Raw genomic sequence first — 25,681 nt, forward strand, 5'->3', positions numbered from 1 at the left:
GTGAATATTTTGATTACTGGCGCCAATGGATTGCTTGGCATCCACGCGGCATCCCGATTTGCGCGACAGCATCAAGTACATGCCGTGGTGCATTCCAAGCCGGCCCAGCCTGTTTCGGGGGTGACCTACCATGAGGTCGATCTTTCCAGCGACTGGGCTGTCACGGCACTGCCGGCCAGTATCGATGCAGTGATTCATCTTGCTCAGTCTTCACGCTTTCGGGAGTTCCCCGAGCAGGCGATGGATGTGTTTGGTGTCAATGTGGCCTCAACAGCGAGGTTGTTGGACTACGCCCGTAAAGCAGGTGCCAGTCATTTCATTCTCGCCTCTTCCGGAGGGGTATACGGTGCTGGTGACGAGGCGTTCAGGGAAAACTCGGCAATCCCTCACCATGGGCAGCTGGGTTACTACCTCGGGAGCAAGCTGTGCGCCGAAGTCCTCGCGCAGAACTATTCCTCTTTGATGAACGTTGGCATCCTGCGATTCTTCTTCATGTACGGCAAAGGCCAGAAGCGCCAGATGCTGGTGCCGCGCTTGGTAGACAACGTGCTGGCAGGCAACGCCATCACTTTGCAGGGGGAGGATGGGATCAAGATCAACCCTATTCACGTCAGCGATGCGGTCGCGGCATTGGAGGGTTGCCTCAAGCTTGAGGGCAGCCATACCTTCAACGTGGCCGGTACTCAGACCTTGTCGTTGCGCGAAATCTCCTGCGTCATTGGCAAGGCCGTGGGGGTTGAGCCGGTGTTCAAGGTCGACGCCAGCGAGCCTCGGCACCTGATTGCCGATATCGGTGCACTCAGTGACACCCTCGTGGTACCGAAGGTCACCTTCGAACAAGGGATCTTGGAACTCATTCCTTGATGAAAAGCTACAAAGTCTTGCATGCCCCCAGTTCGGTCGGGGGTAACCCTCAAGTGCTCAGTCGCGCACTGCAGGCGCTGGGGGTGGATAGCCGCTCGCTTGTGGTGTCCCAGAACTATCTAGCCTACAAGGCGGACAAGGTGCTGCAGCGCCCTGGTGAAAGCCTGGTAATGCGTGAGTTCAAGCGCATCTGGACCATTCTGTTCTACCTGCCACGTTTCGATGTCATTCATTACAACGCTGGGACTACATTGGCCAGCGCCTATGCATTTTCGCCACGACCTGGTCGGCGCGCGCACGATCTGGTGCGCTACTGCTATGCCGCGTATCTGCGCGCGCTGCAGCGCTTCGAACTCGCGTATGTTCGGCGGTTGGGCAAGAAGATTTTCGTCACCTACCAGGGCGATGATGCGCGCCAGGGCGATTACAGTCTGGAACATTTTCCAATCAATATCGCAAGTCAGGTCGACCAGGGCTATTACTGCGCGGCATCCGACGCTTTCAAGCGCCGCAGCATTAAGATGCTGTCCTCGGTGGCCAGCCAGCTCTACTCGGTGAATCCGGACTTGATGCACGTACTTCCGGCCAGCACGCGTTTTACGCCTTACTCCCATGTCTCCCTTGACGATTGGAAGCCTCTTTACAATCAATGCGAGAGTCGCCCGTTGCGCATTGTGCACGCGCCAAGCAATCGCAAGGTCAAGGGTTCCGAGTTGATCATTCGGGCACTGAATGCCTTGCGCGAACAAGGTTTCGAGTTCGAGCTCCTGCTGGTGGAGGGCATGAGCAATGCCGAGGCGCGAAAGGTCTACGAGTCCGCCGACGTGCTGGTGGACCAACTTTTCGCTGGCTGGTACGGCGGTTTGGCTGTGGAGCTCATGGCTCTCGGAAAACCGGTGTTGGTGTATATCCGTGATTGCGATTTGGACTTTATTCCTGAGCAGATGAAAATGGATTTGCCCTTTCTACGGATCACTCCTCACACGGTGGAGCAAGCGCTACGTGACCTGTTGGTGATGCCACGCCAGGAGTTGTTGGAGCTGGGGCGACGTAGCAGGGCGTTCGTCGAACGTTGGCACGATCCGTTAGATATTGCTCGCAGTATTCAACGTGACTATGAGCGTGCAATGCAAATTGCGCGAGAGGATATGGAATAGTGTGTGGTATTAGTGGCGGTTACTGGCGCTCGCCTCCAGTCCAGCTCAAGCAGCAGATGAACGAATCGCTATTGGCTATGCGTCGACGTGGCCCGGATCATCGCAGCTTTGAACTTATTTCCCAAATCACTGGGACGGTAGTTCTTGGGCACACGCGTCTGTCGATTATCGATCTGACAGCATCTGCTCAACAGCCAATGTACTCAGCCGATCTTCGTTATGCCTTGGTTTTTAATGGTGAGATATATAACTATCTGGAGTTACGTGAAGAGCTTGTGGGCATCGGAGCTATCTTTCGTACTAATTCCGATACGGAGGTGCTTCTGCAGGCCTGGCAACGGTGGGGGCTGCAAGCACTTAACCGGCTAAAAGGCATGTTCGCCTTCGTAGTGTATGACCGTCAGGAGCAGACATTGACGTGTGTACGCGACGCCTTTGGAATCAAGCCATTTTTTTATGCTATCAAAGAGTCACACTTCTGTTTTGCCTCCGAGTTGGCTGCGATTACACCTCTAATGGCGGAACGAGCCAGCCTGAACTGGCAACGTGCGTATGACTATCTAGTGCACGGCGAATATGACTTTGGTGAGGATTGTTTCGTTGAGGGCGTACGTACGCTCATGCCGGGTCATTTGTTGACGGTCGATCTGAACTCCGGGCGTGCAAGTGAGCCAGAGGCGTGGTGGAGGCCTTCGATTGTCCAGACCGCAGATATTTCGTTCGCGGAGGCCTCAGAGAGGCTGCGTGATCTGTTTTTGGATAGTGTGCGCTTACATTTGCGCAGCGACGTCCCGCTTGGTGCCGCATTGTCAGGTGGTGTGGACTCTTCGGCAATTGTCTGTGCCATGCGCTATCTGGAACCAGATGCCAATATTCATACGTTTAGCTACATCGCGCGCGGTAGCTTGGTCAGTGAAGAAGCATGGGTAGACAAGGTCAACGGCCATGTTGGTGCGTCGCCTAACAAGATTGTGGTTTCTGCGCAGGAGCTGCTCGCCGACTTGCCGGATCTCATCGCTGCGCAGGGTGAGCCGTTCGGTAGTACCAGCATCTACGCTCAGTACCGGGTCTTTCAGGAAGCAAAGGCTAAGGGCATTACAGTCACCCTAGAAGGGCAGGGGGCGGATGAACTGCACGGCGGCTACATTGGATATCCTGGTCAACGTATGCGCTCGATGCTCGATGAAGCCAGTGTGTTGCAAGCGTGGCGTTTTCTCACCGAGTGGAGCCAATGGCCTGGCCGGAATCGGCTAGAGGGACTTAAGCGCTTAGTAGGGGAGTTCAGTCATGGACGCGTGCATGACATGCTCAGGGCAGCCAATGGTATGCAGAGCTCGCCTGACTGGATTCGCGCAGATGTGCTGCGTGAAGGTGGCGTTCGCCTCGGGTATCCTGGCATACATGGGGCTTTAAACGTACGTGGTAGGCGCTTGATGTGTGCTTTGGCTTCATCGGTTAGCCAACGCGGCCTGCTCGGTCTGCTGCGCCATGGAGACCGTAACTCTATGCGGTTTTCTGTTGAGAGCCGAGTGCCTTTTCTGACCACGGATATGGCCGACTTTATGTTCTCTTTGCCTGAGCATTATTTGGTTTCTCCTTCTGGCGAGACTAAGCACCTGTTGCGTGCGTCGTTGCGTGGCATCGTGCCAGATGAAGTACTTTACAGGCGTGACAAGGTTGGTTTTGCCACGCCTGAGCAGCAATGGTTAGTGGGCATGGCTGACGTCGTGCGACCCTGGCTTAAGACTGACTTAGGGTTGCCGTTCCTTGATCAATCAAAGTTGCTGGCACAGTTCGAGGAGGTTGTTGCGGGTAGACGTCCTTACAGTTGGCAGGTGTGGCGATGGATCAATTTCGCCCTGTGGTACAGAAACCTGCTCTAGGGTGTAGTGAATGAACGCAAAAGTTGTACGTGTGCTGTACTTACATCCGGCCGCCGCATTCGGCGGTGCCTCCAAAAGCCTTATTGAACTCTTTACTTACTTGAGACGCGAGGGGGTAAGCGGTACGGTGGTGACCCCGGCGGGTCCTGTTTGTAAGGCGTTCCGCGATGCCGGTATGACTGTCAGGCCGGTGCGCGGCCTCAGTCAGTTTGATAACACTCGCTACGGCCACTACCGCGGCCTACGTTGGATCATTTTGCTGCGTGAAGTCCTACTGTTGCCATTTAGCATCTTGGCAATATGGCGCTTGCGTAAAGAGCATTTTGATGTGCTGCATGTGAATGAAATTACCTTGTTGCCACTTGGGTTGCTGGCCAAATCGCTGTTACGCGTTCCGATGGTGGTACATGTGCGTTCCTTACAGCGCAGCCCAGGCAGTGGGCTGCGTACGCGGCTGCTCAACCGTTGGCTGAGGACATACGCCGACGCGGTGGTGGCTATCGATCACACTGTTCGGCAGACGCTAGATGCACAGCTTGATGTGCACATTGTGCATAACGGTTTGGGTATCGATAACTCTCCGCTATGCCAGGCCAGTAGCCATCGGGGTGTGGTCAAGATTGGATTTCTGGGCGTGCTGATTGCGCTCAAGGGGGTCTATGAGTTAGTTGACGCGATGCGCATTCTCAAGGAGCGAGGTGTCTCGGTTCACTGTTTGATTGCCGGAGAAAACGCTCGGCAGTTATCGGGATTTAAGGCGTGGGTGCTAGCCCGGCTGGGCTTTGCACGCGACGTGCGAGCAGATCTTGAGACGTTTATTGCTGACCATGACCTGCATTCTCATGTCAGCATGCTAGGATTCGTCGGCGATGTGCGCACTTTGTATCCGCAGCTCGATATACTCTGCTTCCCGTCCCATCTGGACGCTGCCGGCCGACCTGTATTCGAGGCAGCGTTTTATGCCATTCCAAGCGTTGTAGCAGTTCAGGAGCCGGTGCCTGATGCGATCGTCCATGAGGTAACCGGGCTTGCGATCCCTCGTCCCGATCCAGTGTTGATAGCCGATGCTCTGCAGCGTCTAGCCGAGGACCCAGCATTGCGCCGGCAATTGGGTTGCCAGGCGCAAACATGGGCTCATGAGAATTTCGCGATAAGCTCCAATGCCAGTTCGATGCATGGTGTATATCTCGCTCAGCTCGCCGACAAATAGGGAAGCCCCGCACAATGATGGATGTCGATTGCCTGGTGGTGGGCGCTGGAGTTATTGGTTTGGCGTGTGCTGCGCAAATGGCCCGGGCCGGGAGCAGCGTCATACTGGTCGAGCAGGAGTGCCGGATTGGTGAGCACACCTCAAGCCGTAATTCCGAGGTTATACATGCTGGGATCTATTACCCGCCTGACTCGCTGAAAGCACGGCTGTGCGTTGAGGGGCGCGAGTTGTTGTACCGCTGGTGTCAAATGCATGGTGTGAACCATCGGCGTATTGGCAAGCTTCTGGTGGCTGTCACAGATGCAGAGGTCCCCGCATTGGAGGCGATACAGGCTAATGCCCGTCAGTCGGGTGTGGAAAGTCTCGAAGTTGTTTCGCAGAAGCGTTTGTACGAATTGGAGCCTGCTGTTGTCGGTGTGGCGGGGCTGCTTTCCCCGCAGACCGGCATCATCGATAGCCATGCCTACATGGAGTCCTTGCTCGCCGAGGCGCAACGCTATGGTGCTGATCTGGCGCTTGATACGCGTGTTGATCATGTTTTTCTCACTGCGCAAGGTTGGCGTGTAGAAGGGCTTAGTTGTGGTGAGCGCTTCTGTATTCATGCCCGTTCTGTGATAAATGCATCAGGTTTGTTTGCTAGTCAGTTTGCTGAGAAGGTCGAGGGGCTTGATGCAGCGTATGTGCCTGCTACGTATTGGTGCCAAGGCAGGTATTTCGGGTATGCTGGGCGGCCACCCTTCAAGCATTTGGTCTATCCGATGCCGGAGGCCAACACTGCCGGGTTGGGTATCCACGCGACGTTAGATCTGGGCGGGCAGGTGCGCTTTGGTCCGGATGTAGCCTGGACTGATGCGCTGGATTATCAAGTAGATGAGTCTCTTCGCGAATCTTTTGCGCGGGCTATTTTCAGATACTTCCCTTCGCTTAACACCGCTAGGTTGATAGCTGGCTACAGCGGGATAAGGCCAAAGCTTTCTGCTCCAGGTCACCCGGCAGCAGATTTCAGTATTCAAGGTCCGCAAGTTCATGGGTTGCCAGGGTTGGTCAATCTCTTCGGCATTGAATCTCCAGGGCTGACTGCCAGTCTCGCGATTGCCCGATACGTTTCTCTGCTTCTTGATTGAGTCATCTGATTTTCCATGAAGATTCTCGTAGTTTCACAGTATTTCTGGCCCGAAAGCTTCATTATCAACGAGATTGTACGTACGTTGGATGAGCAAGGGCATGAGGTGGTTGTTGCCACTGGTAAACCCAACTATCCAGACGGAAACATCTTTGAAGGGTATCGTGCGTGGGGAACTCAGCGGGAGCTTTATCTTGACCGTATTGAGATAGTACGGGTTCCTCTATGGCCCAGAGGGGGCGGTGGAGCTCGAAATTTAGTGCTAAATTACCTATCTTTTATTTTTTCAGGGCTGGTTTTTCTTCCTTGTTTGCTGCGTAAGCGACAGTTTGACTCGATACTGGTTTTCGCGCCATCGCCGATTTTGCAAGCAATACCTGCAATATTCCTGAAAATGCTCAAGCGTGCAAAGTTGACACTGTGGGTTCAGGATCTTTGGCCGGACAGTCTAGCTGCAACGGGATTTGTAAAGAATAGATTGGCGCTCCGTTTGGTTGGTCTTGTGGTTAAAGGTATCTATGCGTGCTGCGATACATTGCTTGTGCAGTCACGTGCTTTTTTTGAGCCCGTTTCCCGTTATGCCCCTGCAAGTAAGATTGTTTATTTCCCCAATTTAATGAGTTCTGATCCCGTGCCTGCTTTGCAGGAGGTTCCTAAAGAGTTGGGGGACTTGCTGAGGAAGTACTTCTGTGTGGTTTTTGCCGGTAATCTTGGCACTGTTCAGGCTCTTGATACTCTAATAGAGGCTGCCGTTGAATTGCAGGATGAGCCGAGCTTTCGCTTGGTCTTGATTGGTAGCGGAAGTCGTTTGGCGTGGCTAGAGGACCAGCGGCACTCTCGTGGCCTAGATAATGTGGTATTGCCAGGGCGTTTCCCTATGGACGTAATGCCATCGATATTCGAGTGCTCATCTGCCTTGCTCGTCTCGCTCAATGATGACGAAATATTTTCCCAGACAGTACCTAGTAAGGTTCAAGCTTATCTTGCGGCGGGTAAGCCTATTATCGCAAGCCTGAGTGGTGAGGGTGCTCGCGTGATACTTGAAGCTGGTGCAGGTCTTACTTCCGCCGCTGGGCAGGTGCAACCCTTGGTTGAAAATATCAGGCGGATGATGCACATGAGTCCAGATCAGCGAGAGGAAATCGGGGCGGCTGGTAGAATATTCTTCAATGAGAATTTCGAGATTCGTGAGCAAGTCTTAAAGCTTTCAGAGATTCTTTCCTGATTTTGTGGATTTGCTTATATGCGTAGGGTGGGCTGCTTGGTGAATGATTCTTTGTGGGTAAGGGCTTATCCGGTCTGTTTGGTGTTGTTGGTTTATCTTCCCGCAGCCTTGTTAGGGGTGTTGCTGTTTAGAGATGTTAGTTCGCTTGAGTTTCTCGTGTTGTTGGTTGTGTTTTCCGGTGTCTATATTTATACGTTTGGTTTCTTTGCTAGGGTTTATGCGTGCCTGGTTTCTGTCCTGGGCAAGTTTTTCCATGTGTCTAGGCGTTTATGGGTTTCTTTGGCTGTCACTGCTCTCCTGATTTACATGGCTACTATGGTGGTTGCTATTTGGATCAGTGAGTCGATTCCTTTGCTGGTTGCCCTGCAGGGCGGTAGTGTCATGGAAATAGCGCATGCGCGCAGCCAGTTTCTCGCGGGCCTGGTTGGGTGGGAGAGCTTGCTGCGCTATTCGGCTTTTATCATGGGGCGCTCTGTGATGCCGCTTATTCTGGTCGCGGCATTTGTTTTGCAGCTTCGTGGTCGGTATTTGCTAATGGCTCTATTGCTAGGGTTGTCGGTGCTTGCTATGGAGAAAGCAGCGCCAATATTTGTATTGCTTCCGCTAGTATTTAATTACGCCATGAAGCGTAACTGGGTTGCGTTGACAAGCTCGCTGTCTTTGATGCTTGTGGGTGTTTTGATGGTTTCGTTTCTCGCGATGGGGGGGAATGCGAAGTCGACGGATATGAATGCTGTTAACCTGTCATCGTCTTCGGTTGCGCCTGCTATGAGTGTGCCTGAGGGGATGCCAATTCAAGAGGCAATGGGTGATCCTGCGCGCTATCTATTGCCTTATTACCTACATAACTATTTCAATGACTCCCCGTATCACTTTAATCCTCATGTGCTCCCTGCTAAGGTCACGCTGTTGCTTAATCGAATTGGTTGGGTGCCTTACATAACCGCTTACGACTGGCTTGAGTTTCACCGTGTTGTTATGCACGGTAAATTAACAATGGGGCGATCAATTAGTTTTGTGCACTTGCTCTATGGGGAGCCAAAGATGCAGTTGGAGAAAATGGTTTATGTATATGAGTATGGCGCTTCTCCTGGTGGTGGGGGTGCCTCTAATACAATATTTTTTGTGGATGCAAAGTTGGCTTTCGGGTGGTTGGGGGTGGTTATTTATTGTTTGGTTTTTACATTCTGCGCGGCATGCATTTTCTCATCAGGTAGCCATGTTCTAGTTGTTTCGAGTGTCGTTTGCTTCTTTATTGCCTCCGTGAGCTCCTTGACTGCTACGCTTTTGAGTGGGGGGTTATTCATCTACGTGGTTCTGTCATTGTTATTGGGCTGCACGGTTCGAGAGAATACCCCTATATGAAGCAGGGGATGGCATTGTCGACCTTCAAAACAGCCAGTGGGCAATTTCTTGGTTTATTGTTTGGTGCCGCGGCGATGAAGATTCTCGCCGTTCTTGCAGGTCCTGCGGGTGTTGGCCTGTATTCAGTTCTCCGTCAATTACAGCAAATACTATCTTCAGTGGCATCGCTGGGGGGGCAAAACGCTATTGTGCAGGGCTTGAGTACTCTCTCTGGGCGGGATAGGGAACGTTTTTTTGTTTCGACTCTTTATATGTTTTTGATGACGAGTCTGCTTGTGGGCGGGCTTGTCATGATTTTTTCTGAAGTGATAGCAGGTTGGGTGCTCGCTGGTGAACACGTGGCGGCGATACGTTGGTTGGTGGTGCCTATTGTTCTAGGGGCGTTGTTGTTTTTCTTTCGAGGTGTTTTGACCTCTGATATGCAATACGGCGCTGTGGCGTTTATTAATATGCTTACAGGTCTAGGTGCTGCAGTTGTGGCGGTCCCTTCTGGTTTTGCATTTGTATACGGTTATCCTGAGTTTTTGGTGTTTATGTTGGGCGGGACTGTTATTCCGCCGTTGATGTTTGCATTTTTCTATGTGCGCCGCTTGGGATATCTCCGTAATCTGAGTTCGTTTGCTCCATCTGTGGTGAGTAGGTATTCGATTTCGAAATTTCTCGAGGTCGCACTGCCTCTATTGCTTTCGTTGGTGCTAACTCTAGGTTGTGTTTTGGTGGTCCGAGCTAAAGCTGTGCACCTGTACGGACTCGAGGGGGCGGGGTTGTTCGATGCTGCCTGGAGTGTCAGTGCCATGTACTTAGCTCTCTTTCTCGCTTCTTTGCAAAGCTATCTGCTACCCGAGCTTAGCAAGACTGAAAAGGGCCCTGCACTGCAGTCGGCCCTGTCAAGGGCGTTTCATTTTGCGTTGATTTTATCGTTGCCGCTTATTGTAGGTTTGGTTGTGCTCAAACCGTTGGTCATGAGCTTACTTTTCAGTGAGGCGTTTAGTCCTGCCCTCGATGTGCTGCGATGGGTGCTGCTAGGTGATTTCGTGCGTGTGCTCGGCTGGGTGATTTCTACTACGTTGATTGCGCGCGCTGATATGAAGGGTTTTGCTCTGGCCGAGGCATTATGGAGCATGATTTTTGTATCACTCGCTTGGGTGCTGTTGCCGTTGGGCATCGAATGGATTGGTGTTGCGTACCTTGTGGGGTATGTGGCTTACCTGGGCTTATTGAGTCATCGCTTGTGGCAGTTGCACGGCGTACGTTTGGAAGCGCGCCGTGTGGGGCAGTGGTTAGCCGGCTTGTCAATCGTTATCGTAACCTCTTGGTTGTGCTGGGATGGGCAGGCCGTCATGTCATGGACAATCATCCTGATCTTTCCTGCGTTCTTCTTTAGTTTCTACATCATGCAATCAGACGAGCGTCAGTTTGCGTTACACTTGGTTGGCCGCAGTTTTGGACTACTAAAACGGTATTTTGGCCAGCGCTGAGTGGCCTAGGTTTGAGGGGTGTAATGAGAATTTTGGTTCTGGGTGTCACGGGCATGCTGGGTAATGCGGTTTTTCGTGTGTTCAGCGCAGATCCTGCTTACGAGGCGTGGGGGACATTACGTAGCCATAGTGGCTTGCAGTACTTTCCGCCAGATAGCCATGCTTTCCTCGTTACTGGTGTGGATGTGCTTGATCAGGATGCCCTGGTGTCTGTTTTGGGCAAGGTTCGCCCGGACGTGGTGATCAATTGTGTGGGGCTGATTAAGCAGCTGGCAGACGCCAAGGATCCACTCACCGCTCTGCCTATCAACGCCATGTTGCCGCATCGCCTTGCCCGTCTGTGTGTTCTGATTGGTGCCCGATTGATTCATGTGAGCACTGACTGCGTTTTCTCAGGCCGTAAAGGGGGGTATAAGGAGAGCGACCTTTCCGATGCAGAGGATCTGTATGGTAAATCCAAGTACATCGGCGAAGTACATGATCTCGCCGGTACAATTACCTTGCGGACGTCGATTATTGGTCGCGAACTGAGCTCCAGCCACGCATTGGTCGATTGGTTCTTGTCGCAGGAAGGGCCGGTTCGCGGTTTCAGCAAGGCAGTATTTTCCGGTCTGCCTACCGTGGAGCTGGCCCGGGTGATGAAAGATTTCGTAATTCCCAACCCCGCCCTCAACGGGCTATATCACGTCGCAGCAGCGCCGATTACCAAGCTGGAGCTGCTTCGACTGGTTGCTCGCCAGTATTGTAAGCAGATCGAAATCAGGCCGGATGATGCGTTGGTTATTGATCGGTCTCTGGATGGTTCACGTTTTCGCGAAGCTACAGGCTATATAGCACCTGACTGGCCGCAGCTGGTCCATGGCATGCATGCCGATCATTAGTCTGTAGCTTCTATTCAGAGCCATGCTGGTAGCTACTCTGAGTCAAGCTCTATTCACAGTGTTTTTTATATGTAAGTGCAGGGCAGTGGCCGGCATGTATCACCAGGAATTTGCTATGTTTGATGACAAGGTATTGATGATTACCGGTGGCACCGGTTCCTTTGGGCATACGGTGTTGCGGCGCTTCCTCGATACCAATGTGCGCGAGATTCGCATCTTCTCCCGCGACGAGAAGAAGCAAGAGGATATGCGCATCGCCCTCGCCAATGACAAGGTCAAGTTCTACATCGGCGATGTTCGTGATTACGACAGCCTCAAGCAGGCCATGGTCGGCGTCGACTACATCTTCCATGCGGCGGCACTCAAGCAGGTACCGTCCTGCGAGTTCTACCCGATGGAAGCGGTGCGTACCAACGTCAACGGTACCGAGAACGTGCTCAATGCCGCTATCGTCAGCGGTGTGAGGCGCGTGGTGGTGCTTTCGACTGACAAGGCTGTGTACCCGATCAATGCCATGGGTATTTCAAAGGCTATGGCAGAGAAGCTGATGGTCGCCAAGTCGCGGATGATTCCCGAGGGCGGTACCGTGGTCTGTGCTACCCGTTACGGCAACGTGATGGCTTCGCGCGGTTCGGTAATCCCTCTGTTCATCGATCAATTGCGCGGCGGTGAGCCGCTGACTGTGACCGACCCGCAGATGACGCGTTTCCTGATGTCGCTGGAAGACTCGGTCGACCTGGTGCTGCATGCCTTCGAGCATGGCGAGCAGGGCGACTTGTTCGTGCAGAAGGCGCCCGCCTCAACCGTCGGAGATTTGGCCCAGGCGCTCAAGGAGCTGTTCGGTCATGACAATCCGGTGCGAGTCATCGGTACTCGGCACGGCGAGAAGCTTTACGAGTCGCTGGTATCGCGCGAGGAAATGGCCAAGGCCGAGGACATGGGGCGCTACTACCGTATCCCAGCCGATAACCGCGATCTGAACTACAAGAAATACTTCGTCGAGGGCGAGGAGAAGATCTCCGAGCTGGACGACTACACCTCGCACAATACCCATCGCCTGGACGTACCCGGCATCAAGGAGCTCCTGCTCAAGCTCGATTACATCAAGGAGCAGCTCGATGCTTAAGGTCATGACGCTGGTCGGGACCCGCCCGGAACTGATCAAGATGAGCCGGGTGATCGCCGAGATGGATCGCCAAGTCAACCACGTGCTGGTGCACTCGGGGCAGAATTACGACTACGAGCTCAATCAGGTCTTCTTTGACGATCTGGAGATCCGCAAGCCCGATCACTTTCTCGGTGCCGCTGGCGAGACCGCCGCGCAGACCATCGCCGAGGTGATTGCCAAGGCGGACGCCGTATTCGAACTGGAAAAGCCTGATGCGTTGCTTCTCTATGGTGATACCAATACCTGTCTGGCGGTAATCGCTGCCAAACGTCGTAAAATTCCGGTTTTCCACATGGAGGCGGGCAACCGCTGCTTCGATCAGCGGGTTCCGGAAGAGCTCAACCGCAAGGTGCTCGATCATCTCTCCGACATCAACCTGGTGCTTACCGAGCATGCCCGTCGCTATTTGATCGCCGAGGGCATTCGCCCTGAGACCATCATCAAGACTGGCTCGCATATGCACGAGGTGCTGGATTACTACCGTCCGAAGATCGAGGCCTCCGACGTGCTTGCCCGCGAGGGGCTTGAGGCCGGAAAGTTCTTCATCGTCAGCACTCATCGTGAAGAGAACGTCGACACGCCGGACAACCTGCGCGATCTGCTTGCCACCTTGCGAGCGCTGGCCGACGAGTATGGCTTCCCGCTGATTGTCTCGACCCATCCGCGTACACGTAAGCGACTGGAGGCGCTGGGAGAATCGCTGGATCACCCACTGATCCGCTTCTCCAAGCCATTCGGTCTGCTCGATTACATCAAGCTGCAGATGAACGCCTTCTGCGTGCTTTCCGACAGCGGCACCATCACCGAGGAAGCCTCTCTGCTCAACCTGCCAGCGGTGACGCTGCGCAATGCTCATGAACGCCCTGAGGGTATGGATCAGGGCACGTTGATCATGAGCGGGTTGAAGAAGGATTCGGTGTTGGCTGCGGTCAGGGTCATCACCAGTCAGCATCAGGCCAGTGAGCGAATGATCCCGCTGGTGCCGGACTACGAGGGCGGTCCAGTATCGCTGCAGGTGGTGCGGGTGGTGCTCAGTTATACCGACTACGTAAACCGTACTGTCTGGCGCAAGGACTGAGCATGCGTGTTCTGCTGACTGGCGCCAGCGGCTTCGTTGGCCGTGCTGTACAGGCGCGTCTGCTGGCCGACGGTTTGCATCGATTGCGCTGCGCCCAGCGCAAGGCACCGGTTGCTCCACTTGCCGGGGTGGAGTACTGCCTGGCTCCCTCGCTGGAGGCTGAGGCCGACTGGTCGCAGGCACTCGCGGATGTGGATGCGGTCATTCACTGTGCGGCGCGGGTGCATGTGATGCATGAGCAGGTCGCCGATCCACTGGCGGAGTTTCGTCGAGCCAACGTCGAGGGCACGCTACGTCTGGCTCAGCAGGCTGTTGCTGCGGGCGTGCGACGTTTCGTCTTCGTCAGTTCGATCAAGGTCAATGGTGAGCAGACTCTGCCGGGGCAGGCTTACAGAGCTGACGATGTTTCGGACGCGACGGACCCTTACGGCATCTCAAAACGAGAGGCTGAGGATGAATTGCTGGCTCTTGCTGCTGAAACAGGGCTGGAGGTGGTCATCGTTCGTCCGCCCTTGATCTATGGCCCTGGGGTCAAGGCCAACTTCTTGAGCATGATGCGCTGGCTGCAGCGGGGTGTACCGTTGCCGTTCGGTGCTATAGGTAACCGCCGCAGTCTGGTTGCATTGGATAACCTGGTGGATTTGCTGGTTGTGTGCCTTACCCATCCGGCGGCCAGCGGGCAGCGTTTTCTGGTTTGCGACGGTGAGGATCTATCTACTACCGAGTTGCTGCGACGTCTGAGCGCCGCTCTCGGGCGCTCTGCACGGCTCTTGCCGGTGCCGCAGGCGTTGATTGAGTGGGCTGCGATCTTGCTGGGGCGTCGCCAGCTTAATCAGCGCCTGTGCGGCTCCTTGCAGATCAACATGGACAAGACCCGCGAACGACTGGGGTGGGCTCCACCTCTTTCCGTTGATCAGGCTTTGGCCAAGACTGCTGCGCATTACTTAAAAGAAATATCTAAATGAAAGTTATGGTTCTGATGCTGGTCATCGCTGTCTTGGCGTGGGGGCTGACAGCGTTGCTGCGACGCTATGCGCTGGCCCGCAGTCTGATGGATATACCCAACGCGCGTAGCTCGCATAGCCAACCAACGCCTCGTGGAGGTGGAGTCGCCATTGTTGTGGCATTCCTCTTGGGGCTGTGCTCTGCGTCTGCTGCAGGTCTGGATCTACCCGTTGAGATTTATTGCTCGCTGATAGTCGCGGGTGCGGCAATTGCATTGCTTGGATTCCTGGATGACCACGGGCACATAGCTGCTCGCTGGCGTTTGCTTGGACATTTCGCTGCTGCTGCTTGGGCACTTTTCTGGCTCGGTGGGCTGCCGCCGTTGACAATACTTGGGCTCTCAGTTGATTTTGGTTGGTTGGGTTATTTGCTGGCCTCTTTGTATCTGGTTTGGTTACTCAACCTTTACAACTTCATGGATGGAATCGATGGTATTGCCAGCATCGAGGCGATCTGTGTTTGTGTAGGGGGCGCTTTGTTATATGTCCTCCAAGGGCATGCTGAGGCTGCAGTACTGCCGCTGTTGTTGTCATTTGCGGTGGCGGGATTTCTTTACTGGAATTTTCCCCCTGCAAAAATTTTCATGGGTGATGCGGGGAGTGGCTTTCTGGGTGTCGTGCTTGGCGTGCTTTCCTTACAGGCAGCGTGGATCGATCAGTCCCTGCTTTGGGGTTGGCTGATCTTGTTGGGTGTTTTTGTTGTGGACGCGACCTTTACTCTACTTCGGCGTTTGCTGCGAGGAGACAAGGTGTATGAGGCTCATCGAAGCCACGCGTATCAATACGCTGCGCGTCAGTTTGGTCGCCACCTGCCGGTTACTCTGGCGGTGGGCACGATCAATCTCTGCTGGTTATTGCCGGTAGCCATTTGGGTGGCTCAAGGCGGCGATGGTTTAGTCGGACTATTGTTGGCTTACGTACCTTTGATCGTGCTGGCTATCAAGTTCCGTGCTGGCGAACTGGAGCGCAGATGAGCCAGTTGCGTAAATTGCTTGTTCTTGGGGCCGGTGGTCACGGTAAGGCCGTCGCGGAGGCCGCGTTACTTTCTGGTGAGTGGCAGCAAGTAGTTTTCCTTGACGATAGATGGCCTGACCTGAAGATCGTTTGTGGGCTGCCTGTGGTTGGTGGTCTGCGCCACTTGGCTGAAAATGCAGGGACAACTGACGGAGCTATCGCGGCGGTTGGCAATAATGGCTTGCGTCGCACCTGGCAGCGAAAGATCACCGCTGCAGGTATCCCCTTGGTCAGCGTAGTTCACCCTCATGCTTGTGTAAGTCCTTCAGCTTCAATCGGCCCAGGTTCAGCCATCATGTCACTGGCAGTCGTGGGCACTGAGGCTCGCGTGGGGCAAGGGGTGATTGTCAACGCGGGAGCGGTGGTCGACCATGACGTGACGTTGGACGACTATGCGCATCTTGGCGTAGGTGTCTGCTTGGCTGGCGGAGTTACGGTCGGCGAGGCTGCTTGGCTTCAGGCTGGTTGCAGTGCCGGATATGGTGTCGTAATCGAGCCGGGTTCAGTTATTGAGCCTGGCAGGGCTCTGATTGCCAAGGATTGAGGTGTTGGGATGATTCGTCGACGAATAGAGTTGTTACGCCGATCTCTTCTGCATTTGTCCCGTCGGGAAAAGCGGGTTCTTCAGCTTGCTGTTGACGTAGTGCTTATTTGGCTCGCGCTGTGGTTGTCCTTTGCCGTTCGTATGGGAGATTGGGATGCTGCCAGACCTTTTTCTGGTCATGGCTGGCTGTTTCTGTTGGCGCCTGTTATAGCACTTCCCATTTTCATCAGGTTGGGTATGTATCGTGCGGTAATGCGTTATGTGGGCAATGATGCTCTTGTGACGATAGCCAAGGCAGTGACCTTGTCTGCATTGGTACTATCTCTGGCTGTTTATTGGTATCGCGGGCCGACAGCCCTCGTTCCAAGGTCCATGGTTTTCAATTACTGGTGGCTGAGCCTGCTGCTGCTGGGCGGTTTGCGCTTGACCATGCGCCAGTTCTTTATCGGTGATTGGTTTGAGCCGTTTACCCGCAGGCGCGATATTGAGTCCTGCACGTCCAAAGTGGCCGTATATGGGGCTGGGGCGGCCGGTAATCAACTCGTAGCAGCGTTGCGTTTGGGTAAAGCGATGCGTCCAGTTGCGTTCATTGATGATGATTCCAGTATTGCTACTCGCACGATTGCGGGGCTGCGTGTTTACTCGCCCAAACACATTCAGCAAATGATCGGCGAGACGGGGGTGACAGAGGTTTTGCTGGCAATGCCCTCGATTCCTCGAGCGCGTAGGCGAGAAATACTCGAGGCACTGGAGCCGCACGCGCTTCATGTGCGCAGTATCCCTGGTTTCATGGATCTCGCCAGTGGACGAGTAAAGGTCGAAGATCTCCAGGAGGTCGACATCGCTGACCTTCTTGGTCGTGATGCGGTGCCGCCTCGCCAGGATCTGTTCGAGCGCTGCATCAAGGATCAGGTCGTGCTGGTAACGGGGGCGGGTGGCTCCATCGGTTCCGAACTGTGCCGGCAGATACTGGCCAGTGGTGCGCGCACCTTGCTGCTTTTCGAGCACAGCGAGTTCAATCTCTACAGTATTCACAGCGAGCTGCAGCAGCGGATCGAGCGGGAGTCGCTGTCTATCCGGCTGGTGCCGATTTTGGGGTCTATTCGTAACTTCGAGCGCTTGTTCGACATTCTGCAGACCTGGCGGGTGAACACCGTTTATCACGCTGCGGCTTACAAGCATGTGCCGATGGTCGAGCACAATGTTGCCGAGGGTGTGCTGAACAATCTGGTGGGTACCACCAATGCTGCGCAGGCCTCGATCAAGGCGGGTGTCGCCAACTTCGTGCTGATCTCCACGGACAAGGCCGTGCGTCCCACCAATGTCATGGGCAGCACCAAGCGCCTGGCCGAGATGGTGCTGCAGGCGCTGAGTCGTGAGTCGGCGCCGTTGCTCTTTGGCCAGGAGCAGGGCGTCCACCAGGTTAACAAGACGCGCTTTACCATGGTGCGCTTCGGTAACGTGCTGGGTTCTTCCGGTTCGGTCATTCCGCTGTTCAGGGAGCAGATCAAGCAGGGCGGGCCGGTGACGGTGACGCATCCGAACATCACGCGCTATTTCATGACCATTCCCGAGGCGGCGCAGTTGGTGATCCAGGCGGGGTCGATGGGGCAGGGCGGCGACGTGTTCGTGCTCGACATGGGCTCGCCGGTGAAGATTGCCGATCTGGCGGAGAAGATGATTCGCCTCTCCGGACTTTCCGTTCGCGACGAGAGCACGCCGCATGGCGACATCGCCATCGAGTTTACGGGCTTGCGTCCCGGCGAGAAGCTTTATGAGGAGCTGCTGATTGGCGAGGATGTGAAGCCGACCGAGCATCCGATGATCATGCGTGCCGAGGAGGACATGCTGCCCTGGGAGGAGCTCAAGGTGCGTCTTCAGGCGCTGCTGGCAGCCGTCGACGAGGATGACTACGCGCGCGTGCGCATGTTGCTGCGCGAAACGGTGCATGGCTACGTGCCTGAGGGTGAGATCGTCGACTGGATCCACCTGCGGAACCGGGAGCGCTGAGGCGAGGATTTGACAGCCGGGGGATAAGGTGTAGTTTGGAGGGCGAGGCCAAGAAGGCTTCGCTTTTTCATTTACAAGGAGTGTTTCCCATGTTGAAAGTCCGTCTTTCTTCACTGCTTTTGGCTGTCCTCGTTTCCCTTCCCCTGGCTGCGACTGCAGCTGAAACCCCAAAGGCCGAGCCCGCGAAAGCGGCAGCCGCTCAGGTGGCGCAAACCGGTCTGGTCAATCTGAATACCGCTGATGTGGCAACGCTGCAACGTGAGTTGGCCGGCATCGGTGCGACCAAGGCTCAGGCGATTGTCGCGTACCGTGAGGAGCACGGTGATTTCGCCACGGTCGATGAGTTGCTGGAGGTGAAGGGAATTGGCGAGGCGACGCTGGAGAAGAATCGCGACAAGCTGAGTGTGAAATGACGCTTGCGGGCGTCCCTGCCCAGGCCGGTCCTTGACCGGCCTTTTGCGTTTTTGTGGGTGCTGACCGGGGCCAGTTCTGGGGCAGGAAGCGGGAAGGCACCAACCAGGTGGCGATTCACGTGCCCCTCGAGGCTTTTGAACTTGGCTCAGCAGCTAAGCTGAACGCGCTTCAGCGCGGCCCCGAAGGGGTGAGCGAAGCGAATAACCTGGGACGTAGTCCCTGGTGAGAGTCCGGCAGGCAATAAAAAACCCAGCGCTAGGCTGGGTTCTTGAATTTAGCTCCGCGACCTGGACTCGACAGCGTAGCTGAACGCGCTTCAGCGCGGCCCCGAAGGGGTGAGCGAAGCGAATAACCTGGGACGCAGTCCCTGGTGAGAGTCCGGCAGGCACAAAAAAGCCCCGGATCAACCGAGGCTTTTGAATTTGGCTCCGCGACCTGGACTCGAACCAGGGACCCAATGATTAACAGTCATTTGCTCTACCGACTGAGCTATCGCGGAACAACGGTGCGTATGTTACTGATTAAAAAGGGGAAGTCAACACTTTGCTCTGGCTTCGGCTTCACTGCGATGTAGCCTGTACCGCGCTGGTTCCGTGGGAGGGGCTTTAGCCGCGATGGCAGCCGATCGCGGCTGGAGCCGCTCCTGCAGATGTGGCTGTGGTGCATACAAAAACGCCGGCTTGCAAGCCGGCGTTTTTGCAGGTTACTGCCGAGGCTTAGAGTACGGCGTGAATCGCGCGGGTCACGCTGTCCAGGTTGCCGTGGTTCAGCGCAGCGACGCAGATGCGGCCGGTGCCGACGGCGTAGATGCCGAACTCGTTCTTCAGGCGTTCTACCTGCTCCACGGTCAGGCCGGAGTAGGAGAACATGCCGCGCTGCTCGGCGACGAAGCCGAAGTCACGTTTGGCGCCCAGCGCCGCCAGCTGCTCGACCATAGCCAGGCGCATGCTGCGGATGCGATCACGCATTTCGCCCAGTTCGGCTTCCCACATGGCGCGCAGCTCAGGGCTGTTGAGCACGTTGGCGACCACGGTGGCGCCGTGGGTCGGCGGGTTGGAGTAGTTGGTGCGGATCACGCGCTTGAGCTGCGACAGCACGCGAGTCGATTCTTCACGGCTGCTGGTGACCAGCGACAGGGCGCCGACGCGCTCGCCATACAGCGAGAACGACTTGGAGAAGGAGCTGGAGACGAAGAACTCCAGGCCCGACTCGGCGAACAGGCGCACGGCCTCGGCGTCCTGCTCGATACCGTCACCGAAGCCCTGGTAGGCGATATCGAGGAAGGGTACGTGCTCGCGCTCGCGCAGTACGTCCAGCACGGCTTTCCAGTCTTCCAGCTGCAGGTCGACGCCGGTCGGGTTGTGGCAGCAGGCGTGCAGTACGACGATGGAGCGGGCCGGCAGGTTGCGCAGGTCTTCGAGCATGCCGCCACGGTTCACGCCATTGCTGAACGGATCGTAGTAGCGGTAGTTCTGCACCGGGAACCCGGCGGACTCGAACAGCGCGCGGTGGTTTTCCCAGCTCGGATCACTGATGGCAACGGTGGCGTCCGGCAGCAGACGCTTGAGGAAGTCGGCGCCGATCTTCAGTGCGCCGGTGCCGCCCAGGGCCTGGGTGGTGATGACGCGGCCGTCCTCGATCAGGGCTGCGCCCTTGCCGAACAGCAGTTCCTGTACCGCCTTGTCGTAGGCTGCGATGCCTTCGATCGGCAGGTAGCCACGCGGTGCGTGGGCCTCGATGCGCGCCTTTTCGGCTTCTGCGACGGCGCGCAGCAGCGGAATTCGCCCCTCCTCGTTGTAGTAGACGCCTACGCCAAGGTTGACCTTGGTGGTGCGGGTGTCTGCGTTGAATGCTTCGTTGAGGCCCAGGATGGGATCGCGCGGAGCCATTTCGACGGCGGAGAAGAGACTCATGATGGGTGCGGCAGCTCGAGTGAGGGGTGGGTGGCCAGGCGTCCCCAACGAAAGCGCTAGGGAGCGCGTAAACGGGGCGTTAGTATAACGACCCTGAATCCAGGGGGCGACAGCGCAAAGCCCTGAATTAAGGCCTTTTGCCAGGTAATTCGACTCTACTTGGCGCTATTGCCAACTCGCCCCGCAATTCATGGCTTTTGACGCCGTCCGACGGGATGCGTCACAGCTAATTTGTCGAGGTGCTGCATGTCCGATTTTCAATTGGTGACCCGCTTCAAGCCGGCCGGTGATCAGCCCGAGGCGATTCGGCAGATGGTCGAGGGGCTGGAGGCCGGCCTGTCGCACCAGACGCTGCTGGGGGTGACCGGTTCGGGCAAGACCTTCTCCGTCGCCAACGTGATCGCCCAGGTGCAGCGGCCGACCCTGGTCCTGGCGCCGAACAAGACGCTGGCCGCGCAGCTCTATGGCGAGTTCAAGGCGTTCTTCCCGAACAATGCGGTGGAGTACTTCGTTTCCTATTACGACTACTACCAGCCGGAAGCCTATGTGCCGTCGTCGGACACCTTCATCGAGAAGGACGCCTCGATCAACGACCATATCGAACAGATGCGCCTGTCGGCGACCAAGGCGCTGATCGAGCGCCAGGACGTCATCGTGGTCTGCACCGTGTCCTCGATCTACGGCCTGGGCAGCCCCGAGGAATACCTGAAGATGGTGCTGCACCTCGACCGGGGCGACAAGATGGACCAGCGCGCCCTGTTGCGCCGGCTGGCCGAGCTGCAGTACACGCGCAACGACATGGATTTTGCCCGCGCCACCTTCCGGGTGCGTGGCGATGTGATCGACATCTTCCCGGCCGAATCGGATCTCGAGGCTATTCGCGTCGAGCTGTTCGACGATGAGGTGGAGAGCATCAGTGCCTTCGATCCGCTAACCGGCGAGGTGATCCAGAAGCTGCCGCGCTTCACCTTCTACCCCAAGAGCCACTACGTCACCCCGCGCGAAACGCTGCTGGAGGCCGTGGAGCACATCAAGGTCGAGTTGCAGCAGCGCCTGGAGTACCTGCGCGGCGCGAACAAGCTGGTCGAGGCGCAGCGCCTGGAGCAGCGCACCCGCTTCGACCTGGAGATGATCCTGGAACTGGGCTACTGCAACGGCATCGAGAACTACTCGCGCTACCTGTCGGGGCGCCCGGCGGGTGCACCGCCGCCGACCCTGTACGACTACCTGCCGGACGAGGCGCTGCTGGTGATCGACGAATCCCACGTCTCGGTGCCGCAGGTCGGCGCCATGTACAAGGGCGACCGCTCGCGCAAGGAAACGCTGGTGGAGTACGGTTTCCGCCTGCCGTCGGCGCTGGACAACCGGCCGATGCGCTTCGAGGAGTGGGAGTCGGCCTGCCCGCAGACCATCTTCGTTTCCGCGACGCCCGGCCCCTACGAAGGCGAGCATGCCGGGCGCGTGGTGGAGCAGGTGGTGAGGCCGACCGGGCTGGTCGACCCCGAAGTGGAAGTGCGGCCGGCGCGTACCCAGGTCGACGACCTGCTGTCGGAGATTCGTCTGCGTGTGGCGACGGGCGATCGTGTGCTGGTCACCACCCTGACCAAGCGCATGGCGGAAGACCTGACCGACTACCTGGGCGATCACGACGTCAAGGTGCGCTACCTGCACTCGGACATCGACACGGTGGAGCGGGTGGAGATCATCCGTGACCTGCGCCTGGGCACCTTCGACGTGCTGGTGGGCATCAACCTGCTGCGCGAGGGCCTGGACATGCCCGAGGTGTCGCTGGTGGCGATTCTCGATGCGGACAAGGAGGGCTTCCTGCGCAGCGAGCGCTCGCTGATCCAGACCATCGGCCGTGCGGCGCGTAACCTCAACGGCAAGGCCATTCTCTATGCCGACAACATGACGGGCTCGATGCAGCGCGCCATCGGCGAGACCGAGCGACGTCGCGCCAAGCAGATCGCCTTCAACGAGGCCAACGGCATCGTGCCCAGGGGCGTGCAGAAGGACGTCAAGGACATCCTCGAAGGCGCGGTGGTGCCGGGGGCGCGCAGCAACAAGCGCAAGGGCATGGCCAAGGCGGCGGAGGAGAGCGCGCGTTACGAGGCCGAGCTGCGCTCGCCGAGCGAGATCACCAAGCGCATTCGCCAGCTGGAAGAGAAGATGTACGCCCTGGCACGCGACCTGGAGTTCGAGGCCGCGGCGCAGCTGCGTGACGAGATTCAGAAGCTGCGGGATCGGCTGTTGCAGGTCTGATCTCGGGCGGTCGCCCCCGGATTGCATCCGGGCTACGCCTCTGCGTGTCCCGTAGGGTGGATGACGCTCCTCTCATCCACCGTTGCGTGCGCAGGCGGTGGACGGATGGAGCGTCGTCCACCCTACGGCTGGGATTCGCGGCTGAAGCCGCTCCTACGGGTGAGGCGTCGGCGTAGGGTGGATCGCGCTTCATCGATCCACCGTCCCCTGGTGGATGCAAAAGGCGGCATCCACCCTACGGTTGGGTTCGCGGCTGAAGCCGCTCCTACGGGTGAGGCGTCTGCGTAGGGTGGATCGCGCTTCATCGATCCACCGTCCCCTGGTGGATGCAAAAGGCGGCATCCACCCTACGGTTGGGTTCGCGGCTGAAGCCGCTCCTACGGGCGAGGTGTTGGCGTAGGGTGGATCGCGCTTTATCGATCCACCGTGCCTGGTGGATGCGGAAAGCGGCATCCACCCTACGACGGGCGGGGCTCAATGTGCTGCGCCAGCGCCTGCCATGTTCTGCGGCAGTTTTCGGGTCAGCAGAATTGCCAGCATGCTCACGGCGAGGGCAATGCCGATGAAGTGGAAGGCGTCGTTGTAGGCCATGATCGTCGCCTGTTCGTGGACGATCTGACTCAGCCTGGCCAGCGCGGCCTGCTCGCTGCCCAGCGTCTGCGTCAGCAGTTGCAGGCGCTGTTCCACCTGCGGGTTGGTCGGCACGATGGATTCGCGCAGGTAATCGAAGTAGACCTTGGCGCGTGCGTCGAGCAGGGTGGCGAGCAGGGCGATGCCGATGGCGCCGCCGAGGTTGCGCAGGATGTTGAACAGGCTCGAGGCCGAGCCGGCGTCCTGCGGCATGATGTAGGCCGTGGCGATCAGCGAGACGGTGACCATCACCAGTGGCTGGCCAAGCGCGCGCACGATCTGGATATGGTTGAACTGCGGGCCGGCGAAGTCCGGGTTGAGCACGCCGGAAAAGAAGCTCGCCGCACCGAACAGGGCGAAGCCCAGGGCGCACAGCCATTTCGGCGAGATGATCTTCATCAGCTTGGGCACCAGCGGGATCAGGAACAGCTGCGGCACGCCCATCCACATGATCACTTCGCCGATCTGCATGGCGTTGTAGCCCTGGATCTGCGCCAGGTACAGCGGTAGCACGTAGATCGAACCATACAGCCCCACGCCAAGCCCCACGCTGGAGATGCTCGCCAGGCCGAAGTTGCGCTCGCGCAGGACGCCGAGGTTGATCAGCGGATTGGGGCGTGAGATCTGCAGGATGACGAACAGAATCAGGCTGACCAGCGCCACACTGCCGAGGCCGACGATCAGCTGCGATTCCAGCCAGTCCTTGCGATGACCTTCTTCGAGGAACACCTGCAGGCAGCCCAGGCCCATGCCCAGGGTGACGATGCCGGCGTAGTCCGTGGTCTTCAGCAGTTCCCAGTGCGGCGCCTTCTTCTCCAGGCCGTAGAGCAGGCCGGCGATCATGATCAGGCCGGGCGGCACGTTGATGTAGAAGATGTATTCCCAGCCCCAGTTCTCGGTCAGCCAGCCGCCAAGCGTGGGGCCGATGGAGGGCGCGAAGGTGGCGGTGATGGCGAACAGCGCCATGCCCTTGGCGCGGTGATGCTCGGGCAGCTTGATCAGCGTCATGGTGAACGCCAGCGGGATCAGTGCGCCACCGGTGAAGCCCTGCAGCGCGCGGAACACGATCATGCTCTCCAGGCTCCAGGCCATGGAGCAGAGCAGCGAGGCGATCAGGAATCCGACCGAGACCCAGACGGCCAGGCGTCGTGCCGACAGCAGCTGCACCAGCCAGGCCGTCAGCGGGATCATGATGATCTCGGCCACCAGGTAGGAGGTGGAGATCCACGAGCCTTCCTCCAGGGTGGCGGACAGCGCGCCCTGGATGTCCTTCAGCGAGGAGTTGGTGATCTGGATGTCCAGCACCGCCATGAAGGCGCCGAGCATCGCGCTCATCACCGCGATCCAGTCGCGGCGACTGGGCTCCTCGGTGGGGCGGATCAGTGCATCACCCGCCATGGTGTTCGTCGCTGCGCAGGTCGATGGTGACTTCCACCGACATGCCGGGGCGGATCAGGCCGTGCAACGGGTTGTCGGCGGAGAAGGTCAGTTTGACCGGGATGCGCTGCACCACCTTGGTGAAGTTGCCGGTGGCGTTGTCGGGCGGCAGCAGGCTGAACTGGGCGCCGGAGGCGGCGAACAGGCTGTCGATGTGGCCCTCGACGGGAGTGTCGGGATAGCTGTCGAACAGCAGCTCGGCCTTCTGCCCCGGACGCATGCGGCCGATCTGGGTTTCCTTGAAGTTGGCCTGCACCCAGATGTCCTGATCGGGTACCAGCGAGAGCAGGTAGGCACCGTTCTGTACCACCTGGCCTTCGCGGGCCGAGCGCTGGCCGACCATGCCGCTGATCGGCGCATGGATCTGTGTACGCGAAAGGTTGAGGTCGGCCTGTTCCAGATCGGCCTGGGCGGAAAGGATCAGGGCATCCAGGCGCTTGAGTTCGGCTTCGAGGCTGGCCACCTGCTGGCGCTGGGCCTGCAGGTCCGCCTGGGCCTTGGCCAGTTGCGAGCGGGCCACGCGGTTGTCGGCGGCCAGCGTGGTCACGCGTTCTTCGGAGACGTAGCCCGGCTTGCGCAGCGTCTGGGCGCGGCCAAGGTCGATCTGTGCGCGTTCCAGGGTGGCCTGGCTGGCGGCGACGTCGGCCTGGCTGGCGGCGATCAGGCTGCCTTGCTGGTCGAGCTTGCTCTGTGCCTGGGCGCGTTCGGCCTGGTGGGTCTCCAGGGCGGCGAGGGCGCGCTGGCGGGCCAGGCGGAAATCGCTGTTCTCCAGCTCGACCAGCAACTGGCCGGCCTCCACATGCTGGTTGTCGCGCACCAGCACCTTTTCGATGCGCGCATTGAGCTGGCTGGAGACGCGGGTGATCTCGCCCTGCACATAGGCGTTGTCAGTGCTTTCCTGGTAGCGGCCGATCAACAGCCACTGAATGAGCAGGGCGCCGGCGATCAGCACCAGCAGGGTCACGAAGACGAGAAGACGGCGTTGCAGTTTGGCGGGCATGCGTGAGGCTCGGGAAGCGGT

At 57.4% G+C, this 25,681-nt stretch carries 20 protein-coding genes and 1 tRNA gene; 17 read left to right on the forward strand and 4 right to left on the reverse strand.

The window, feature by feature from the left end; translation table 11 throughout:
* The 16 genes from EPK82_RS19935 to EPK82_RS20010 all read left to right on the forward strand — a co-directional run bounded on the left by EPK82_RS19935 (position 1) and on the right by EPK82_RS20010 (position 18,417).
* Positions 1–864, forward strand: a complete 864-nt coding sequence (locus tag EPK82_RS19935) for an NAD-dependent epimerase/dehydratase family protein (RefSeq protein ID WP_134677789.1) — start codon at positions 1–3, stop codon at positions 862–864.
* Complete coding sequence (locus EPK82_RS19940; protein WP_244230060.1) at positions 864–2,021, forward strand: glycosyltransferase family protein; 1,158 nt, start codon at positions 864–866, stop codon at positions 2,019–2,021. Before EPK82_RS19935 ends, EPK82_RS19940 begins: the two co-directional genes overlap by 1 nt.
* Positions 2,021–3,904 carry an asparagine synthase (glutamine-hydrolyzing) gene (gene asnB / locus EPK82_RS19945; RefSeq protein WP_134677790.1) on the forward strand — a complete coding sequence of 628 codons (1,884 nt, stop codon included), beginning with the start codon at positions 2,021–2,023 and terminating at the stop codon, positions 3,902–3,904. The genes EPK82_RS19940 and asnB overlap by 1 nt, the downstream gene beginning before the upstream one ends.
* Before the next feature lie 10 nt (positions 3,905–3,914).
* Positions 3,915–5,114: a glycosyltransferase family 4 protein gene (locus tag EPK82_RS19950; protein WP_134677791.1), complete on the forward strand. Its 1,200-nt coding sequence runs from the start codon at positions 3,915–3,917 to the stop codon at positions 5,112–5,114.
* A 14-nt stretch (positions 5,115–5,128) separates the two neighbouring features.
* On the forward strand, positions 5,129–6,238 hold the full coding sequence (locus EPK82_RS19955) for an NAD(P)/FAD-dependent oxidoreductase (RefSeq protein ID WP_134677792.1): 1,110 nt from the start codon (positions 5,129–5,131) through the stop codon (positions 6,236–6,238).
* 15 nt (positions 6,239–6,253) lie between these two features.
* Positions 6,254–7,462 (forward strand): glycosyltransferase family 4 protein, encoded by a 1,209-nt coding sequence (locus EPK82_RS19960; protein WP_134677793.1) that lies wholly within the window; start codon positions 6,254–6,256, stop codon positions 7,460–7,462.
* Between the two features lie 39 nt (positions 7,463–7,501).
* Positions 7,502–8,827, forward strand: coding sequence for a hypothetical protein (locus tag EPK82_RS19965; protein ID WP_134677794.1), 1,326 nt, complete (start codon positions 7,502–7,504; stop codon positions 8,825–8,827).
* On the forward strand, positions 8,824–10,305 hold the full coding sequence (locus tag EPK82_RS19970) for an oligosaccharide flippase family protein (protein WP_134677795.1): 1,482 nt from the start codon (positions 8,824–8,826) through the stop codon (positions 10,303–10,305). Before EPK82_RS19965 ends, EPK82_RS19970 begins: the two co-directional genes overlap by 4 nt.
* Before the next feature lie 23 nt (positions 10,306–10,328).
* Positions 10,329–11,186: a dTDP-4-dehydrorhamnose reductase family protein gene (locus tag EPK82_RS19975; protein ID WP_134677796.1), complete on the forward strand. Its 858-nt coding sequence runs from the start codon at positions 10,329–10,331 to the stop codon at positions 11,184–11,186.
* 115 nt (positions 11,187–11,301) lie between these two features.
* Positions 11,302–12,312 carry a polysaccharide biosynthesis protein gene (locus EPK82_RS19980; RefSeq protein WP_134677797.1) on the forward strand — a complete coding sequence of 337 codons (1,011 nt, stop codon included), beginning with the start codon at positions 11,302–11,304 and terminating at the stop codon, positions 12,310–12,312.
* On the forward strand, positions 12,305–13,432 hold the full coding sequence (gene wecB, locus EPK82_RS19985; protein WP_134677798.1) for a non-hydrolyzing UDP-N-acetylglucosamine 2-epimerase: 1,128 nt from the start codon (positions 12,305–12,307) through the stop codon (positions 13,430–13,432). Before EPK82_RS19980 ends, wecB begins: the two co-directional genes overlap by 8 nt.
* 2 nt (positions 13,433–13,434) lie before the next feature.
* Complete coding sequence (locus EPK82_RS19990; RefSeq protein WP_134677799.1) at positions 13,435–14,397, forward strand: UDP-glucose 4-epimerase family protein; 963 nt, start codon at positions 13,435–13,437, stop codon at positions 14,395–14,397.
* Positions 14,394–15,410 carry an MraY family glycosyltransferase gene (locus tag EPK82_RS19995; RefSeq protein ID WP_134677800.1) on the forward strand — a complete coding sequence of 339 codons (1,017 nt, stop codon included), beginning with the start codon at positions 14,394–14,396 and terminating at the stop codon, positions 15,408–15,410. Before EPK82_RS19990 ends, EPK82_RS19995 begins: the two co-directional genes overlap by 4 nt.
* Positions 15,407–15,994 carry a PglD-related sugar-binding protein gene (locus EPK82_RS20000; RefSeq protein ID WP_134677801.1) on the forward strand — a complete coding sequence of 196 codons (588 nt, stop codon included), beginning with the start codon at positions 15,407–15,409 and terminating at the stop codon, positions 15,992–15,994. Before EPK82_RS19995 ends, EPK82_RS20000 begins: the two co-directional genes overlap by 4 nt.
* A gap of 9 nt (positions 15,995–16,003) precedes the next feature.
* The gene (locus EPK82_RS20005) at positions 16,004–18,004 is read left to right on the forward strand and encodes a polysaccharide biosynthesis protein (protein ID WP_134677802.1); all 2,001 of its coding nucleotides are present in this window, start codon (positions 16,004–16,006) and stop codon (positions 18,002–18,004) included.
* An 89-nt stretch (positions 18,005–18,093) separates the two neighbouring features.
* Positions 18,094–18,417 carry a ComEA family DNA-binding protein gene (locus tag EPK82_RS20010; RefSeq protein ID WP_037054099.1) on the forward strand — a complete coding sequence of 108 codons (324 nt, stop codon included), beginning with the start codon at positions 18,094–18,096 and terminating at the stop codon, positions 18,415–18,417.
* 424 nt (positions 18,418–18,841) lie between these two features.
* On the opposite strand, the gene EPK82_RS20015 is transcribed toward EPK82_RS20010, so the two are convergent.
* A tRNA-Asn gene (locus EPK82_RS20015) sits at positions 18,842–18,917 on the reverse strand.
* A gap of 217 nt (positions 18,918–19,134) precedes the next feature.
* Positions 19,135–20,331 carry an amino acid aminotransferase gene (locus tag EPK82_RS20020; protein ID WP_134677803.1) on the reverse strand — a complete coding sequence of 399 codons (1,197 nt, stop codon included), beginning with the start codon at positions 20,329–20,331 and terminating at the stop codon, positions 19,135–19,137.
* A 246-nt stretch (positions 20,332–20,577) separates the two neighbouring features.
* Here EPK82_RS20020 and uvrB point away from each other — a divergent pair, with 246 nt between their 5' ends.
* A complete protein-coding gene (uvrB, locus tag EPK82_RS20025) occupies positions 20,578–22,593 on the forward strand; it encodes an excinuclease ABC subunit UvrB (protein ID WP_047584218.1) in 2,016 nt (671 codons plus the stop codon).
* Between the two features lie 474 nt (positions 22,594–23,067).
* On the opposite strand, the gene EPK82_RS20030 is transcribed toward uvrB, so the two are convergent.
* Together EPK82_RS20030 and EPK82_RS20035 are read right to left on the reverse strand one after the other, a co-directional pair.
* Entirely contained in the window at positions 23,068–24,621 is a 1,554-nt protein-coding gene (locus EPK82_RS20030; RefSeq protein ID WP_134677804.1) for an MDR family MFS transporter, read from the reverse strand.
* Positions 24,611–25,660 carry an HlyD family secretion protein gene (locus EPK82_RS20035; RefSeq protein ID WP_037054086.1) on the reverse strand — a complete coding sequence of 350 codons (1,050 nt, stop codon included), beginning with the start codon at positions 25,658–25,660 and terminating at the stop codon, positions 24,611–24,613. Before EPK82_RS20035 ends, EPK82_RS20030 begins: the two co-directional genes overlap by 11 nt.
* Positions 25,661–25,681 lie beyond the last annotated feature (21 nt).

The sequence above is a fragment of the Ectopseudomonas khazarica genome (assembly GCF_004521985.1).
Classification (GTDB): Bacteria; Pseudomonadota; Gammaproteobacteria; order Pseudomonadales; family Pseudomonadaceae; genus Aquipseudomonas; species Aquipseudomonas khazarica.

Coding starts and splice junctions, on each gene's coding strand:
- EPK82_RS19970 (WP_134677795.1), top strand. CDS start 8,824: ATGAAGCAGGGGATGGCATTGTCGACCTTCAAAACAGCCAGTGGGCAA.
- wecB (WP_134677798.1), top strand. CDS start 12,305: ATGCTTAAGGTCATGACGCTGGTCGGGACCCGCCCGGAACTGATCAAG.
- EPK82_RS20035 (WP_037054086.1), bottom strand. CDS start 25,660: ATGCCCGCCAAACTGCAACGCCGTCTTCTCGTCTTCGTGACCCTGCTG.
- uvrB (WP_047584218.1), top strand. CDS start 20,578: ATGTCCGATTTTCAATTGGTGACCCGCTTCAAGCCGGCCGGTGATCAG.
- EPK82_RS20010 (WP_037054099.1), top strand. CDS start 18,094: ATGTTGAAAGTCCGTCTTTCTTCACTGCTTTTGGCTGTCCTCGTTTCC.
- EPK82_RS20000 (WP_134677801.1), top strand. CDS start 15,407: ATGAGCCAGTTGCGTAAATTGCTTGTTCTTGGGGCCGGTGGTCACGGT.
- EPK82_RS19960 (WP_134677793.1), top strand. CDS start 6,254: ATGAAGATTCTCGTAGTTTCACAGTATTTCTGGCCCGAAAGCTTCATT.
- EPK82_RS19955 (WP_134677792.1), top strand. CDS start 5,129: ATGATGGATGTCGATTGCCTGGTGGTGGGCGCTGGAGTTATTGGTTTG.
- EPK82_RS19950 (WP_134677791.1), top strand. CDS start 3,915: ATGAACGCAAAAGTTGTACGTGTGCTGTACTTACATCCGGCCGCCGCA.
- EPK82_RS19940 (WP_244230060.1), top strand. CDS start 864: ATGAAAAGCTACAAAGTCTTGCATGCCCCCAGTTCGGTCGGGGGTAAC.
- EPK82_RS20005 (WP_134677802.1), top strand. CDS start 16,004: ATGATTCGTCGACGAATAGAGTTGTTACGCCGATCTCTTCTGCATTTG.
- EPK82_RS19990 (WP_134677799.1), top strand. CDS start 13,435: ATGCGTGTTCTGCTGACTGGCGCCAGCGGCTTCGTTGGCCGTGCTGTA.
- EPK82_RS20020 (WP_134677803.1), bottom strand. CDS start 20,331: ATGAGTCTCTTCTCCGCCGTCGAAATGGCTCCGCGCGATCCCATCCTG.
- EPK82_RS19975 (WP_134677796.1), top strand. CDS start 10,329: ATGAGAATTTTGGTTCTGGGTGTCACGGGCATGCTGGGTAATGCGGTT.
- EPK82_RS19995 (WP_134677800.1), top strand. CDS start 14,394: ATGAAAGTTATGGTTCTGATGCTGGTCATCGCTGTCTTGGCGTGGGGG.
- EPK82_RS20030 (WP_134677804.1), bottom strand. CDS start 24,621: ATGGCGGGTGATGCACTGATCCGCCCCACCGAGGAGCCCAGTCGCCGC.
- EPK82_RS19980 (WP_134677797.1), top strand. CDS start 11,302: ATGTTTGATGACAAGGTATTGATGATTACCGGTGGCACCGGTTCCTTT.